8 protein-coding genes are annotated in these 15798 nt (G+C 74.3%); 6 read left to right on the top strand and 2 right to left on the bottom strand.

The genetic code is table 11. From position 1 onward, the window contains the following. Positions 1–84 precede the first annotated feature (84 nt). On the bottom strand, positions 85–3174 hold the full coding sequence (locus J5X75_RS13150) for a helix-turn-helix transcriptional regulator (protein WP_238487874.1): 3090 nt from the start codon (positions 3172–3174) through the stop codon (positions 85–87). 372 nt (positions 3175–3546) lie between these two features. Between J5X75_RS13150 and J5X75_RS13145 the strand changes: the two genes are divergently transcribed. From J5X75_RS13145 to J5X75_RS13130, 4 genes are all read left to right on the top strand, one after another. Further along, positions 3547–4239 carry a DUF4191 domain-containing protein gene (locus tag J5X75_RS13145; protein ID WP_208467625.1) on the top strand — a complete coding sequence of 231 codons (693 nt, stop codon included), beginning with the start codon at positions 3547–3549 and terminating at the stop codon, positions 4237–4239. Positions 4240–4705: 466 nt separating this feature from the next. Beyond that, positions 4706–6364 carry a right-handed parallel beta-helix repeat-containing protein gene (locus J5X75_RS13140; protein WP_208467624.1) on the top strand — a complete coding sequence of 553 codons (1659 nt, stop codon included), beginning with the start codon at positions 4706–4708 and terminating at the stop codon, positions 6362–6364. Between the two features lie 196 nt (positions 6365–6560). Continuing rightward, a complete protein-coding gene (locus J5X75_RS13135) occupies positions 6561–7754 on the top strand; it encodes a type VII secretion protein EccE (RefSeq protein WP_307798052.1) in 1194 nt (397 codons plus the stop codon). A gap of 46 nt (positions 7755–7800) precedes the next feature. Further along, positions 7801–8784, top strand: coding sequence for a hypothetical protein (locus J5X75_RS13130; protein ID WP_208467622.1), 984 nt, complete (start codon positions 7801–7803; stop codon positions 8782–8784). 130 nt (positions 8785–8914) lie between these two features. Here J5X75_RS13130 and eccCa read toward each other — a convergent pair whose 3' ends face one another. After that, positions 8915–12865, bottom strand: a complete 3951-nt coding sequence (eccCa, locus tag J5X75_RS13125) for a type VII secretion protein EccCa (RefSeq protein ID WP_208467621.1) — start codon at positions 12863–12865, stop codon at positions 8915–8917. A gap of 91 nt (positions 12866–12956) precedes the next feature. Between eccCa and eccD the strand changes: the two genes are divergently transcribed. Both eccD and eccB read left to right on the top strand, forming a co-directional pair. Next, entirely contained in the window at positions 12957–14366 is a 1410-nt protein-coding gene (gene eccD / locus J5X75_RS13120; RefSeq protein WP_208467620.1) for a type VII secretion integral membrane protein EccD, read from the top strand. Between the two features lie 6 nt (positions 14367–14372). Further along, positions 14373–15740: a type VII secretion protein EccB gene (gene eccB, locus J5X75_RS13115; RefSeq protein ID WP_208467619.1), complete on the top strand. Its 1368-nt coding sequence runs from the start codon at positions 14373–14375 to the stop codon at positions 15738–15740. The last annotated feature ends 58 nt before the right edge of the window (positions 15741–15798 follow it).

Genomic DNA, 15798 nt, shown 5'->3' with positions numbered 1-15798 from the left:
GGCCCCGGCGACGCGTCCTTAGCGTTTCCCAACCGGTTGACAGGAACGCCGGCCGTCGCCCGCGGCGCACGGGAGCCGGGCGGGTCAGCCGTCGAGCAGGCCCAGGCGGTGGGCCACGGCGGCGGCCTCGACCCGGTTGGTGACCTCCAGCTTGGCGATGATCCGGGAGACGTGGACGCTCGCCGTCTTCGGGGAGATGAACAGGCGCTGGGCGATCCGGCTGTTGCTCTGCCCCTCGGCGACCAGGCGCAGGACCTCGCGCTCCCGGGCGGTCAGCACCTCGGTCCCGGCGGCGGGGGCCGGGCCACCGCCCACACCGAGCCGGCGGGCCAGGGTGTCGGCGGCGGCGGCCAGCGGCCGGGCGCCCAGCACGGTGGCGATCGCGCCGGCCTCGGTGATCGCCTCGGTCGCCGCCGGACGGTCGGCGGCGACCGCCTCCGCGTAGTCGAGCAGCACCGTGGCCAGTGGGAACGGCTGACCATCCGCCCGCCAGGCCGTGACCGCCGCCCGCCACCGGTCGGTGCCGCCGTCGAGCAGCGCGGACACCTGCGCGGCGTAGGCCGTCTCGGCCGGATGACGCCGGGGCAGGCGGTCCGCCGCCGCGCGGATCAGACCGGCCAGGTCCTGGGTCGGGGCCGCCGGGCGGGCTTCGTCGGTCAGCACGTGGACGTGGCCCGCGGTCAGCGGCCCTGGCTGCCCCCAGCCCGGCGCCGGCCCGGCGCCCGTTTGGCCCCACCCCGGCGCTGGGCCGGCGCCCGGCTGGCTCCATCCCGGCGCGGGGCCGTCGGGGACGGCCTGGTTCACCACGACCCAGCTCGCCGTGGTTGTCACCCCGGGGGCGGCGAACGGGCCGGCGGTGGGAGGCGCGGGAAGTGGGGACGCCGGCAGGGCGCGGGCCGCGGCCGCCAGCAACGGCCACGAGTAGCGGGGCAGGTGGTGGAAATAGCGGTCCCGCAGGGCGAGCCGGGCGGCGCCCCGGGCCGTGGCCGGGTCGCCCGCCGCGAGCGCCGCGTGGATGCGCAGCTCCAGCAGGCCCAACCGCAGGTCGGGGTTGAGGAACGGCTTGGCCAGATAGGCGGCCGCCTGTGCGACCAGGGCCTCCGCGCCGTCGTGGCCGCGGGCCAGGCGCAGCCGGGCACGCAATCGCAGCCACGGCACGGCCAGGGTGCCGGGCGGGTCGTGGCGGGCGGCCTCGGCGAGGCGGGCGTCGGCCTCGTCCCACCGGCCCAGGGCCATCAGCGCCTCGGCGTGGTTGGCCAGCAGGTAGACGCCGGTGGTGCGGCTGACCCCGACCCGGTCGGCGTGCGGGACGCCCTCGGCGGCCGCGGCGGCGGACTCCTCATACGCCCCCATCTCATACAGCGTGTCGGAGATGTTGACCAGGCCGTGCGCGAGGTTCGGGATGTCGCCGGAGGCGCGGGCGCGTTCGATCGCCCGGCGCACGGCGGGCAGGCTCTGCTCGGCCGGCAGGTGGCCGCCGCACACCTTGCCGAAGGTGATCTCGGCGGCGATCCGGGCGGCCTCGTCACCGAACTCACCGGCGCACGCCATCACCTGCGCCGCGATCCGGCCGGCCTCGTCGCCGTCGATGCCGGAGAACACATACGCCACGTCGCCGAGCAGTTTCAGCCAGGCCAGGTCGGGCGGGGCGAGCTGGAGCAACCGGTACGCCTCGCGGGCCTCCGCCGCCCCGTCGCTCTTCCCCGCGTTGCGCAGCAGCTTGGCCCGCCGGATGAGCAGCCGGGCGGCCCGGGTCGGCTCGGCCTCGCCGTCCAGGTCGGCGAGCGCGGCCCGGGTGAGCCGGCCGGCCCGCCCGTGGTCACCGGCGTCGATGGCCGCGAGCGCCGCCTCCTCCAGCAGGTCGAGGTGGCACTTGCCGAGCAGCTCGGCGGCGTCGGGCACCTGCTCCCACAGCTCCAGGGCCCGCTCCAGCAGCCGGGCCTGCTCGGCGAACGCGTAACGGCAACCGGCCGCGTCGGCGGCCCGGCCGGCGGCGACGAGCGCCCGGGCGTGGTCGCGGGCGCTGAACCAGTGGTGGGCGATCTCGGCGGGCGCCCGGTCGGCCGCCACCAGCCGTGGCTCGGCCTCGATGGCCTGGGCGTAGCGGGCGTGCAGGCGGGCCCGCTCGCCGGGCAGCAGGTCGTCGTGGACCGCCTCACGGACCAGCGCGTGCCGGAACTCGTAGCCCCCGTCGGGGTCGAAGACGATCATCTGGGCGGCGACGGCGGCCCGCAGCGCCGACTCCAGGACGGCGTCGTCGACGTCGGCGACCCGGGCGAGCAGCTCGTGGCCGAACCGGATGCCGCCGACCGCGGCCACCCGCAGCACCCGCTGGGCCGCCTCGGGCAGCTGGTCGACCCGGGCGAGCAGCAGGTCGCGCAGCGTCTCCGGGATGTCGCCGCAGCGCGGGTCGGCGGAGGCGGCGAACTGCTCGATGAAGAACGGGATGCCCTGGGCGCGCTGGCAGACGGCATCGACGGTGGGCCGGTCGGGCTCGGCGCCGAGCAGGTGGCCGAGCAGCTCGGCGGTGCCGTCGCGGTCCAGCCGGTCGAGGTCGTGACGCCGCACCCCGCGGACCCGCTCCAGCTCGGCCAGGAACGGCCGCAGCGGGTGGCCGCGGTGCAGCTCGTCCGTCCTGAAGGTGGCGACGAGCAGCAGGCGCGGCACCCGGGCCGAGCGGACCAGGAACCCGATCAGATCACGGGTGGACCGGTCGGCCCAGTGCAGGTCCTCCACCACGAGGACCACCGGGCGCTGCTCGCCGAGCCGGGCGAACAGCGACCCGACCAGCTCGAACAGATGGCCCCGGTGGCTGCCGCCGAGCTCCGGCGGCGACCCCAGCTCGGGCAGCAGCCGGGCGAACTCGGCCTCCCGCCCGGCGAACACGGCGCCGCCCTCGTGCCGGGCCAGGTCGCGCAGGGCTGCCGCGAACGGGGCGAAGGGCAGGCCCTCCTCCCCCAGCTCGAGGCACTGGCCGACGAGGACCCGCGCGTCCAGCCCGCGGGCGAACTCCTCGACCAGCCGGGTCTTGCCGACGCCGGCCTCGCCCCCGATCAGCAGGGCCGGCGCCTCACCGCCGCCGGCCCGCTCGAACGCGTCGTGCAGGATCGCGAGGTCGGCCTCCCGTCCGACCAGGACCGTGCTGTGCGCGCTCACCGCCATGAGGTCGAGCATGCCACGCCCGTACGACAGGACCTCCGGTCCGATCACGATGCGAGAGGCCGCCGATCGTCTCGCCGCCACCTGGGCCATCGGCCGGCACGGCGTGCCCGTCCGGTCGCGGCCTCCCGGACGAGACGGTGGTCCTGGGCGTCCCGGAGGAGGTCGTCGAGGTGATCGCGGACCAGGCGGAACTGAGTGTCGGGGTCGCTGAAGGGAATCATCTGTGGGGCTCCTGTCGGTCGGTGTGACACCGACTCTTCGCCCGAAGGCGGTCGCGGGGCATGGGGCGGCCGCCTCATCCGCGACGTCGCCCCCTCCTTACCCACGGCCGTCCAGGTCCCCGGGACGCCGTAAGGTACCTGAGCCCCACTACACTTTGCGGCTATGGCAAAACCCCAGGAGAAGGTGTCGTTCCGCGAGCGGCTGAAGCAGATCGGCCAGGTGTTCGCGTTCACGGCGAAGCAGGACAAATGGTTCGTCCCGCTGGTCGTCGCGGCGGTGGCGATCCCGGTGGCGATCACCGTCGTCGTCGTGCTCCTGACGGATGGCTTCCTCTGGATCCCGGTCGGCATCCTGTTCACGCTGCTGGCCGTGCTGATCGTGCTCAACCTGCGGTCGAACACCGCGATGATGAACGTCGCCGAGGGCCAGCCCGGCGCCGCCGCCTCGCTGATGGAGAACATGCGCGGTGACTGGCGGGTCCGCCCGGCGGCCAGCTCCACCACACAGTTCGACATGGTGCACGTGGTGATCGGCCGGCCCGGCGTCATCCTGCTCGGCGAGGGCGACCCGGCGCGCGTCCGCGGCCTCATCGGCCAGGAACGCAAGCGGCTGGTCAAGGTGATCGGCAACGCTCCGCTCTACGACTACGTGATCGGCACCGAGGAGGGCCAGCTCCCGGTCCGCAAGCTGCGTTCGACCATGCTGCGCCTGCCGCGCAACCTCACCGGCAAGGACGTGAACGCGCTGGACAAGCGGCTCGGCGCGCTCATGGCCCGCCCGCAGATGCCGAAGGGCGCGATCCCGAAGAACATGCGGCCGAGCAAGGGCGCGTTCCGCCAGCAGCGCCCCCGATAACCCCTTTCCGGTACGCGGTGGAGCGCCCACAGAAGCACGTGGATCGCCCCACCGAGCCCCGCGAGCCGCTGCCGGGTCAGGCCTGTGCCGCGCCCGCCGGGCTGAGCCTGATTGCTTCGCTTCGCTCCGCGGCAAAAGCTGAGCTCGATTGCTCCGCTTCGCTCCGCGGCAAAAAGCCTTGTAACCGGTGTCGAGGCAGGTGATTTGCCGCCGCCAGCAAACCCCGCTGGCGTCGGCAAATCGCTTGCCTCGACACCGGCGGCTTTTTGCGGGGGAGGGTGAGTGCACCGCCGCTCAGGTGAGGTTGGCCGTTTTGGGGGTGGGGGCTGTCTGGCGTACCGAAAAGGGGGTTGATTCATCGACGGGGGCCTTCATGATTCGTTCGGGGCGCTAGCCTCGGGTCTACGCCGCTTTCCGGCGGTCCACGCCGGACGGTGACGCAGACTCGCACGAAGGAGCTCCGCTCGTGGTCAGCACCCTGGCGGTCCCCGGCACGTACCCGACTCTCCGCGACGCTCTCGAGGTCGCCCCGGACGGGGCCACCGTCGTCCTGGCTCCCGGCACCTACCGGGAGCGCATCGATCTGACCGGGCGCCGCCTCACCGTGCGCGCCTCCGGCGATCCCGGCTCCGCCGTCGTGGACGCGTCCGGTCTGGACGGTCCGGCGCTGGCCGTGTCGTCGGGCGACGTCGAGGTGGAAGGGCTGGCCCTCACCTCGGACGACTATCCGGCCGTGGCGATCGGCGGCGGCCGGGTGCGGCTGCGGCGCTGCGAGCTGTCCGCGGGCTACGGCTCGGCCCTGCACGCCGACGGCGGATCCCTGGTCGACGCCACCGAGGTGCGGGTGGTGCGCGGTCAGCACGGGTTCGTCTACTCCGACGCGGGCGGCACGGTCGACTCGTGCGAGATCCGCGGCGTCTCCGACGACGGGGTGATCGTGCGGCTGGGCGCCGACCCGGAGATCCGCGGCACCAAGGTGAGCGACTGCGGCTACCGGGGGGTCTACGTCTACCAGTCGGCCCGCCCGGTGATCGAGCGCTGCGAGGTCTCCGGCACCGGTGACGCGGGCATCGTGGTGGCCTACGCGAGCGTGACCCGGATCGTGGAGACCTGGGTGCATCAGACGCACGGTTCCGGGATCGTGATCGGGCCGGGCTGCACGGCGGTCGTCGAGCAGTGCCGGGTCGAGCAGACCGCGGAGCCACCGGTCGCCGTCGACCCGGGCGCGCGGGCCACGGTGACGCTGACCGACACCGGCGGGCTGCCGCGGGCCGGCGTGGTCGCGGCCGGCGCCGCACAGGACGCCGCCGAGGTGGACCGGCTGCTCACCGAACTCGACTCGATGATCGGCCTGGCCGGGGTGAAGAACGAGGTCCGGGCCCTGATCGACGAGATCCAGGTGAACGAGTGGCGGCGCGGTGCGGGCCTGTCGGTGGGCGCGGTCAGCCACCACCTGATCTTCACGGGCGCTCCCGGCACCGGGAAGACGACCGTGGCCCGGATCTACGGCCAGCTGCTGAAAGCGCTGGGGGTGCTGCCGAACGGGCGGTTCCGTGAGGTGTCCCGCCGCGATCTGGTCGGGCAGTACATCGGGCACACCGCGGAGAAGGCCACCAAGGTGTTCGAGGACGCGATGGGCGGCGTGCTGTTCATCGACGAGGCGTACACGCTGGCCCGCGCCGGTGGGGCGGCCGCCGACTTCGGTCAGGAGGCGATCGACACCCTGGTGAAGTTGATGGAGGACCACCGGGACCAGGTCGCGGTGATCGTCGCCGGCTACACCCGGGAGATGTCGGACTTCCTGGACGCCAACTCCGGTCTGGCGTCCCGGTTCGCCAAGACCCTGGAGTTCGAGAACTACGGGCCGGACGAACTCGTGCGGATCGCCGACCGGATCGCCCGCAACGACGACTACGTCTTCGACGAGGGCCTGCCGGAGGCGCTGTGGGAGCACTTCGGACAGCTGGAGCGGGACCGGAACTTCGGCAACGCCCGGGAGGCCCGCAAACTGCTGGAGGGCATGCGGAAGGCGCAGTCCGGCCGGCTGCGGGCGATGGGCCGGATGCCCAGCCGCGACGATCTGCGGACGTTGATGCTCGCGGATCTGCGGGTGGCGATCCGCTGAACTACGGTGAGGCGGCAGACCGATACCGACGGTACGGGGAGGCGGACGGGTGCACCGGGGTGAGGGACCGACGTACGGCGCCGCCGCGCCGCTGCGGCCGCCGGGCACACCGGTTCGCGGCAGCGCCGTTCCACCTCCTCCCCCGGGCACACCGGTTCGCGGTAACGCCGGGGCACCTCTTCCCCCGCCACGGCCGGTGTCGCGGCCCGCGCCGCAGTCCCGGCCGCCGGAGGGCGTGGTCCGGGCCGTGCCCCGGCGCGGTCATCTGGGCCCGTTCAGCCTGGCGCAGATCGTGGCGGCCGAGGCGGCGGCGCTGGCCCTCGTCTTCGCCGTCACACAGGACGTCGCCACCCTGCTGGTCACCGTGGCCGGCGCGGCCGCGGTGATGCTGGTCTTCTTCTCCCGCCGGCAGCACCGCTGGTGGCTGGAGCACCGGCGGGTCGCCGCCGAGCACCGCCGCCGCCGGGCCGCCCGGCGGGATCCGCGGTCCGGGCCGGTGCTGGCCGCGCTGCGTTCGGTGGCGCCCGGCCTGACCGTACGGGACGTGACCGCGGCGGACGGCACCGTCGGTGTGGCCCGGGACGAGGCCGGCTGGTACAGCGTCGTCGCCGTCGGCCCGGCCGTCACCGAGATGCCACTCGACGCACTGGCCGGAACGCTCGCCGGCACCGGGCAGCCGGGCCTCGTGATGGAGCTGGTCACGCACACGGTGCCGGCCCCCAGCCCGGACGTGCCGGCCGCCTCGCCGTCCGGGGCGTCGTACCGGCAGTTGGTGGAGTCGGTGAGCGCCGGGCCGGTGCCGGCGTACCGGGAGACGTCGATCAGCGTCCGGATCGACGCGCAGGCGCTGGCCGAGGCGCTGCTCGACCACACCGCCGACCCGGAGGCGGCCGCCACGCTGGTCGCCGGGCTGGGCCGGAAGGTGGCGGCCAACCTCCGGCGGCTCGGGATCGCCGGCAAGCCGCTGGACGCCGATCAGCTGCTGGCCCTGCTGGCCCGGTCGTGCGATGTGGAGCCGTGGGCGCTGGCCGACGGCCCGGGCGTGGACGAGGCGTGGACGCACTGGCGGTCGGCGCGGCTGATCCACCGGACGTACTGGCTGCAGACCTGGCCGGCGTCGGCCGCCGAGATCGGGTCGCTGTTCGCCTGGGCGGCGACCGCCCCGGCCGCGCAGACCAGTGTGGCGCTGCTGCTGCGGGCCGGAGACGGGGACGAGGTGGCGGTGCGCGCGTTCATCCGGATGGCGACCCGCCCGGACGCGGACCTGGCCGCCCTGGACCGGGTTCTCCAGGAGGGCGTCCGGCGGGCCGGCGGCGCGCTGCTCCCCCTCGACGGCGAGCAGGGCCCGGCCGCCTACGCGACCGCCCCGACCGGAGGTGGCGCGGGATGAGCAACGGACACGGACCGGGTCATCGGCTGAGCGGGGGTGGCCGGCGATGAGCCAGCCGTGGCCGCAGGAGGGTGGGGCCGCCTATCAGCAGCCGGCACCCGCTCCCCGGCAGCCGGGGCAGGTGACGTCGGGGCGGGCCTCGGTGCCGGCGCAGCGGCCGGCGCCCGCCGACCCGTCCGTCCATCAGCAGGCGGTGGCCGAGCCGGTGGCCCGGGGCCTTGCCGCTCCGGCGGTGACGGCGGCGCCGCTGGCCCGGCCGGGGACGTTCGCGCCGGAGCGCCCGCCGGACGGGCCGCCGACGGGTCCGGGCGACGGTGCCGGCGGGCCGGAGCGGACCGGGCCGTCGGGGCGGGTCAGCCGGCTGCGGATCGGCTGGCACGCGGTCCCGCGGGCCGGGTTGCGCCGGGTGACGGTCACCCCGGCCGCGCCGCCGGGGCTGCTGCTCGGGCGGGACCAGCGGCAGACGCCGGTGCCGTTGCGGTTGTTCGCCCCCGAGCCGGTCCGGGTCACGCTGGTCGGCGGTGTGTGGGCGGCCCAACTGTTGATCTTCCGGGCGTTCTCGGTCGGGGTGCGGGTGGTCGTGGTGACGACCGAGCCACGGGCGTGGACCGGGTTCGGGGAGCGGGCCACCGGGCAGCAGCATCGGCTCACCGTGATCGGGCAGGAGCCGGCCGGGCCGTACGGCGGGACCGCCCAGACACCGCTGATGACCGTCTTCGACCTGGGGATGACCGGCCCGGCGGCGAGCCCGCCACTGGGCCCGTGGCACACCCAGCTCACCATCCTGCGGCAACTGGACCGGCCCGGGGTGGCGGCCGTGCAGGAGGCCGGGCTGGTGGTCCTCCAGCGGCTCGGTGGCGACGAGGCGACCCTGGCGGCGGCCGCCCTCAAGCTGCGCCCGCAGAGCGGCCGGCTCCTCCAGTCGATGAACGACGACATGATGGCGCTGATCGGCGACGGCGACGACCGTTACCTGTTCCTGAACCAGACTTCGATCGAGCAGCAGTACATCGGCCTCCCCCGCCGCTGACCCCACCCCAGGCGGACCACCCACTCACGCCCGGCGGGCGCGGCACGGCCCGGACCGGGCAGATGCTCGCGTGGACTCACGGGGACGACCGGAATACGGCGGGGCGGGGACACGCGTACCGGAAAGGAGATCAACGGGCCGGAGGGGACCACGCCAGCTGGACCAACCGCGCGCCGTGCCGTCGGGTGATCATCCACGCGCGGCCCGGCGGCAGCGGCTGGGGTTTGATGGTGCCGAAGAGCGGGCCCTCCTCGCGGGATCCGGACATCATGATCCCGGGTGAGGCGAGTTCCCGGATACGGCCGATGACCGGGTCGAACATGGCCCGCGCGGCGCCGCCGATCCGGCGGGTGATCACCACGTGCAGGCCGATGTCGCGGGCCTGGGGCAGGAATTCGAGCAGTGGGGTGAGCGGGTTCGGGCTGGCCGATGCGATCAGGTCGAAGTCGTCGACGAGGACGTAGAGCTCGGGTCCCTTCCACCAGCCGCGGTTGCTGAGCATCTCGGGGGTGACGTCCGGGCCGGGCAGGCGTTCCCGCATGGCTACCGCCACCTGGTTGATCAGGTCGGCGGTGACCTGGTGTGAGGTGCCGTAGCCGATGGTGTGCTCGGGGGCGACGCAGCCGAGCAGGCTGCGCCGCAGGTCGACGAGGAGCAGCCGGGCCTCGGCGGGGGTGTGCGACGCGGCGATGGACCGGGCCAGGCTGCGCAGGAAGGAGCTCTTGCCGCTCTCCACGTCACCGAAGAGCAGCGCGTGCGGTTCGGCGTCGAAGTCGAGGTGGACGGGTTGCAGGTCGACCTCGGCGATGCCGATCGGGACGGCGCCGCCGCGGGCCGGGGGCAGCGCCTCGAACGGCAGCTCGGCCGGCAGCAGGCGCACCGGCGGGGCGGGTGTGGTGGTCCAGTGGCCGGCGACGTGCCGGACCAGGTCGGCGACCGCGTCGGCCAGGTCGTCGACGCGCTGCTCCCGGTCGATGCGGGGCAGGGCGGCGAGGAAGTGGTAGCCGTCCGGGGTGAGGCCGCGGCCGGGCGCGGCCTCCGGCACGTTGACCGCCTCCCGCCGGTTGATCACCGAGTCGCTGGCCTCGCCGAGGCGCAGCTCGACGCGGGTGCCGAAGACGTCGCGGATCTGCGGCCGCACGTCCATCCACCGGTTCGTGGCGGCCAGGATGTGGATGCCGAAACCGAGCCCGCGGTTGGCCAGCTCGTGCACGGTGCCTTCCAGGTCCTCGAACTCGGTGCGCAAGGTGGACCAGCCGTCCACCACCAGGAAGACGTCACCGAACGCGTCCTCGGCGTACCGGCCCTGCGCCTTGGCCCGCCGGTACGCCGCGACGCCCTCCACGTTCTCCCGCGCGAACATCTCCTCCCGGGCCCGCATCAGCCCGTGCAGCTCGGCGATGGTGCGGCGGACCTTGTCCACGTCCCGCCGGGTGGCCACGCCGCCGACGTGCGGCAGGTCGGCGAGCGCGCTGAGCGGGCCGCCGCCGAAGTCGAGCCCGTAGAACTGCGCCTCACGCGGGGTGTGGGTGAGCGCCAGGCTGACCACCAGGGTGCGCAGCAGGTTGGACTTGCCGGACTGGGCGGACCCGACCACCATCACGTTGCCGGCCGCCCCGGACAGGTCCAGCCACATCGGGTCGCGGCGCTGCTCGTACGGCTTGTCGATGATCCCGCCGAGCGCGTGCAGGGCCCCGAACCGTTCCTCGGTGTCGACGGTGAGCCCGCGCTCCGGCACGGTGACCACCGGCGGCAGCATCTGGCCCAGGGTGGGCGCCTTGTCCAGCGGCGGCAGCCACACCTCGTGGGCCGGCGCGCCCTTGCCCTCCATCTGCCGGACCAGCACCTCGATCAGGGTGTCGCCGACGGTCGTCTCCTCCTGGGGTGTGTCGTCCTCCGGCGGCAGGTCGTCGCGCAACGGCGCCACGTAGAAGGTGGAGAAGTCGCGGATCGGGTTGCCGCCCCGGCCGCCGGCGCCGGGCAGGTCGCCGTTCTGCCGGACGACCCCGGAGACATAGGCGGCCTTCACCCGGATCAAACCCTCGGTTCCGGTACGCAGATAGCCGTGTCCCGGCGATCGGGGCAGTTCATAGGCGTCCGGCACGCCGAGCACGGCCCGGCTCTCCATCGACGAGAAGGTGCGCAACCCGATCCGGTACGACAGGTGCGACTCGAGCCCGCGCAGCCGCCCCTCCTCGAGTTTCTGCGAGGCCAGCAGCAGGTGGATGCCGAGTGACCGGCCGACCCGTCCGATCTGGACGAACATGTCGATGAAGTCGGGCCGGGCGCTGAGCAGCTCGGAGAACTCGTCGACGATGAACAGCAGGCTGGGCAGCGGGGCCAGCGGCACCCCGGCCGAGCGGGCCCGCTCGTAGTCGCGCTGGGACGCGTAGTTGCCGGCCTTGCGCAGCAGCTCCTGCCGCCGGGTCAGCTCGCCCTGGATGGCGCCGAGCATCCGGTCGACCAGGGGCAGCTCGTCCTCCAGGTTGGTGATCATCGCGGCGGTGTGCGGCAGCCGGTCCAGCGAGGCGAACGTGGCGCCGCCCTTGAAGTCGACCAGCAGCAGGTTGAGGATCTCCGGGCTGTGCGTCATGGCGAGCGCCAGAACCAGGGTGCGCAGCAGCTCGGACTTGCCGGAGCCGGTGGCGCCGACGAGCAGGCCGTGGGGGCCCATGCCGTCCTGCGCGGACTCCTTCAGGTCCAGCTCGACCGGGCGGCCGTCGAGACCGACCCCGATCGGGACGCGCAGGCGGTCCCGGTTGGGGCGGCTGGCCCACAGCTCGTTGAGATCGATGCCGTACGGGTCGGCTTGTTCCAGCAGCTCGGCCAGCCCGGTGTCCTGGGAGATGGCCGGCTGGTCGGCGAACGAGGCGGCCGACAGCCGCAGCGGCGCCAGCTCCCGGGCCAGCACCTCGGCCTCCGGCAGGCTGAGCACGTCGGCCCGGCCAACCTCGGTGGGACCGTCCATCGTGGTGCCGGTGACCGTGCCGTCGGCGGCGATCTCCAGGACCACCGAGCTGTCGTCGAGCAGCCGGGGCGGCGGCACCGACAGGTCGACGATGGTGACCCCGGCGACGCCGCCCTCGGTCATCAGGTGGTCGGAGCCGGCCGTCGAACCGCCGTCGATGATCACCATGACGTGCGGGCCGCCGCCGGGCGCGCCGGCCGGGTCGAACCGGGGCCGGTTGACCAGCACGTCGTCGAGCATCGCCTCGAGCGCCGGGACGCTCGGCGCGACCAGCCGGACCGGGCCGATGGCGTCGGTCTTGCCCGGATGCTGGCCGTGCGGCAGCCACTTCACCCACTCCCAGCGGGGGCGGTCGTGGTCCGGCACGCAGACGCCGATCCGCAGGTCGTCGGGGGCGTGGAAGGTGGCCATCTGGGCGATCAGGGCCCGGCTGAAGTCGTGCACCGGCTGGTCGGCGCCGCGCACGTAGATGTGCGAGAAGTCGCGCAGCGCCACCGAGACCGGCAGATCCGGCACCACCGAGTAGGTGCTCACGAACCGGCGCAGGGCCATGGCGCAGAGCGGCTCCAGCTCGTCGACCGGCCGGGTCTGCGGCGGGACGAGACGGGTGGCCACCTCCTGCGGGCCGACCGCGATCCGGACCACGGTGAAGTCGGCGTCGCCGCGGCGGCGCTCCCAGAGGCGGCCGCTCTCGGTGAACGTCCAGAGTGTCCCCGGATCCGGGTTGCGGTAGTAGAGCGCCTCCCGCTGGCGGCGGATGGTGTCCCGCAGCTGGGCCCGGAGCTGGGAGAGATGCCGCAGGTACTGCCGCCGCGCCTCGATCATCTCGCGTTTGCCGGGGCCGCTCTGGTTGCCCGCCATCATCGCGATCATGCCGAGGATGGAGACGCCGTACATCGCGCCGGCCACGTAGGCGATCGGGCCGCTGCGCTGGGTGCCCATCATCAGGCCCATGGCGGCCGCCCCGGCGCCCATCGGCAGGATCATCAGCATCCGCTGCCAGCCCTTACCTTGCGGCGGCGGCACCTCGGGCGGCGGGTCGAGCGGAACCTCGCCGGACGGCATCACGGGCGCGGGCCGGCGCGGCGGTCGCTTGATGATCGTTACTGTCACACTGGGCTCCCCGTGAGTGACGTAGCGACGACCATCCTATCCGTCATTCGTGCACGTGAATGGATCTTCGCAGCTTGCTACGTTGTCCACTGTGAGCGCACCCGCATCCGGCGGGCCCTCGCTGGCCCGGGTCACCATCGCGGCGCCGACCCGCCGCCTCGACCTCGCGCTGCCCGACAACATGCTCGTCGCCGAACTGCTGCCGCACCTGCTCCGGCACGCCGAGGGCGCGCTGGGCGAACCGGCCGAACGGTACGGCGGATGGGTGCTGCGCCGCGCCACCGGCACCGCCCTCGAACCCGGGCGCAACCTGGCCGCGCAGGGCGTCCGCGACGGGGAGCTGCTGCACCTCGACCCGGCCCGGGAGGACTGGCCGGAGCTGGCGTACGACGACGTGGTCGAGGTGATCGCCAGCGGCTCCCGCCGGGCCGCCCGGTCGTGGGGCCCGGCCGCCACCCGGCGCTGCGGGCTCGCGGTCACCGCCGCCGCCCTGCTGCTCGGCCTGGCCGGGCTGGCCGCCACCGGCCCCGCCTGGGTGCTGCCCGGCGTGGTCGCCCTGGTCGTGTCGCTGGCCTGCGCGGTCCTGGGGATCCTGCTGTCCCGGGCGTTCGGGGACGCCGGCGCCGGTGGCGTGGTCGCCGCGAGCGGGCTGCCGTACGCGTTCTTCGGTGGCGCCTGGCTGCTCACCGAACCCGGCGGCGGGTTCCTCGGCATCGGCGCGCCCGGCCTGGTCCTCGGCTCGTCCGCGCTGCTGGTGGTCAGCGTGATCGGGCACGCCGGGGTGGCCGGGCCGGCCCGTCTCTTCGTGGCCGGCATGGCGGCCGCCCTGACCGGTCTGCTGGCCGCCACGCTGGCGCTCGCCGGGATGTCCGCGGAGGGCGCCGCCGCGGTGGCGCTGACCGCCGCGATCGGGCTGCTCCCGGCGTACCCGGTGCTGGCCGGCTGGCTGGGCCGGCTGCCGTTCCCGGAACTGCCGAACCGGGCCGAGGAGATCCTGGCGGACAAGCCGATGCCGCGCCGGGCGGACGTGTTCGCCGCCGTGGTCCGGGCCGCCGAGATGCTGACCGGGTTCATCCTGTCGGCGGCGATCTGCAGTGTGGTGGCGATGACCTGGCTGGCGCTGTCCGGTCCGGACACCGCGGCCGTGCTGCTGATGGTCGCCGCGATCGCCGCGCTGCTGCTGCGGGCCCGGCTGCTGCCCACCCCGCAGCAGCGGGTGCCGCTGCTCACCGCCGGGCTGGCCGGGCTGGCCGGAATCGGTGTCGGCCCGGTCGTCACCGGCGCCGTCTCCGGGGTGGTGCTGGTCGCCGGCGCGGCCGTGGTGGTCGCGGTGGCCCTGCCGTCGGCGCTGATCTACAGCCGCAAGGCGCCGTCGCCGTACCTGGGACGCGCCGCCGACATCCTGGACATCGTCGCGATCATGGCGCTGATCCCGCTCGCCTGCGCGGTGATCGGCGTCTTCGACGACATCCGCGGCCTGTTCGCGTCGTTCGGCGGGTGACCGGCGGTGATCTCGCGCCGCGACCAGTTGCAGTCGTACCAGTTCATGAACCAGCGGGTGATCTCGGCGCTGGTGATGCGCGAGACCGACCCGGCCCAGTCGCCGCTGCGCCGCGGCATCGGCGCCCTCTTCGGCGGTGTCATGGTGGCGATCCTGGTCGCCGCCGGGTTCGGCATCTACGGCCTGCTCACCCGGACCGGCGCGAACCAGTGGCAGCGGGAAGGCTCGGTGGTGGTCGAACGCGAGACCGGCGCCAGCTTCGTCTACCTGCGCGGCCGGCTCAACCCCACACTCAACTTCACCTCCGCGAAACTGGCCGCCGGCCGTCCCGACCCACCGGTCTTCCGGATCGCCGCCAAGTCCCTGACCGGCACCCCGCGCGGCGTCACCATCGGCATCGCCGGCGCCCCCGCCTCCCTGCCCGAGGCGGCCCGCCAGGCCCGCCTGCCATGGACCGTGTGCGCGGTCCCCGGCAACCGCCCCAGCACCGTCCTGCTGGTCGGCGCGGGCGCCCCCGCGGCCACTCCGGCCGGCGACCGCGCCCTGCTCACCACAGACGTCATCACCGGCGACGTGCACCTGATCTGGCAGGGCCGCAAACATGAGATCAAAGACGCGCGTACGACGGTGCAGGCCCTGTTCGGAGCCGCCCAGCCCACCCGGACGGGCACCGCCTGGCTCGACGCCCTCCCGTCCGGCGCCGACATCGCCCCCGTCGACGTCAACGGCCGCGGCAACCGGTCCCCGGCCGCGCCCGGCTTCGACAACGGCGACATCCTGGTCACCCCGACCGGCAGCGGCCAGCAGTTCTACCTGATCCTGAACGACGGCCGCGCCGCCATCACCCCGCTCCAGCAGGCGGTCCTCAACGCCGGCTTCCCGGACCGCCCCCGGCAGATCTCGGTCAACGACCTGACCGCCATCCCGGAGAGCCGCGCCCTGCCGAACGACGACCCGTCCGTCCGCGGCCCGCAGGTCGTGCCCCCGCTGGCCACCATCGACCCGGGCGCATCGGCCTGCGCGGTGACCACGGCCGCGGACAAGCCCCCGGCGATCTCGATGGGCGCTCCCGCCACCGCGTTCGGCGCCACCATCCCGACCGGCGGCGCCACCGGCAACGGCCGCCCGATCGCCGACGCGGTCCAGGTCCCGGCGGGACGGTTCGAGCTGGTCCGCGTACCGGGGTCCGGTGGCTTCACGCTGATCACCGACATCGGCTTGCGCCACGCGCTCCCCGACGCCGACACGGTGGCCCGCCTCGGCTACTCCGCCGCGAACGCCATCGAGATCCCCACCGCCTTGATCAACTCCCTCCCGGCGGGCGTCACCCTCGATCCGGCGGCCGCCACCCAGCCGGCCGCCAACCCCGATTAGGCGCCGGCGTCGGCAGATGGTCGCGCTCGGCCCTGCCAGAGGACCGTCACACCACCTT

The sequence above is a fragment of the Actinoplanes flavus genome, assembly GCF_017592555.1.
In the GTDB taxonomy this organism is placed as follows: domain Bacteria; phylum Actinomycetota; class Actinomycetes; order Mycobacteriales; family Micromonosporaceae; genus Actinoplanes; species Actinoplanes flavus.
Note: the sequence above shows the minus strand (reverse complement) of the source record. Positions and strands in the feature narration are given on the sequence as shown.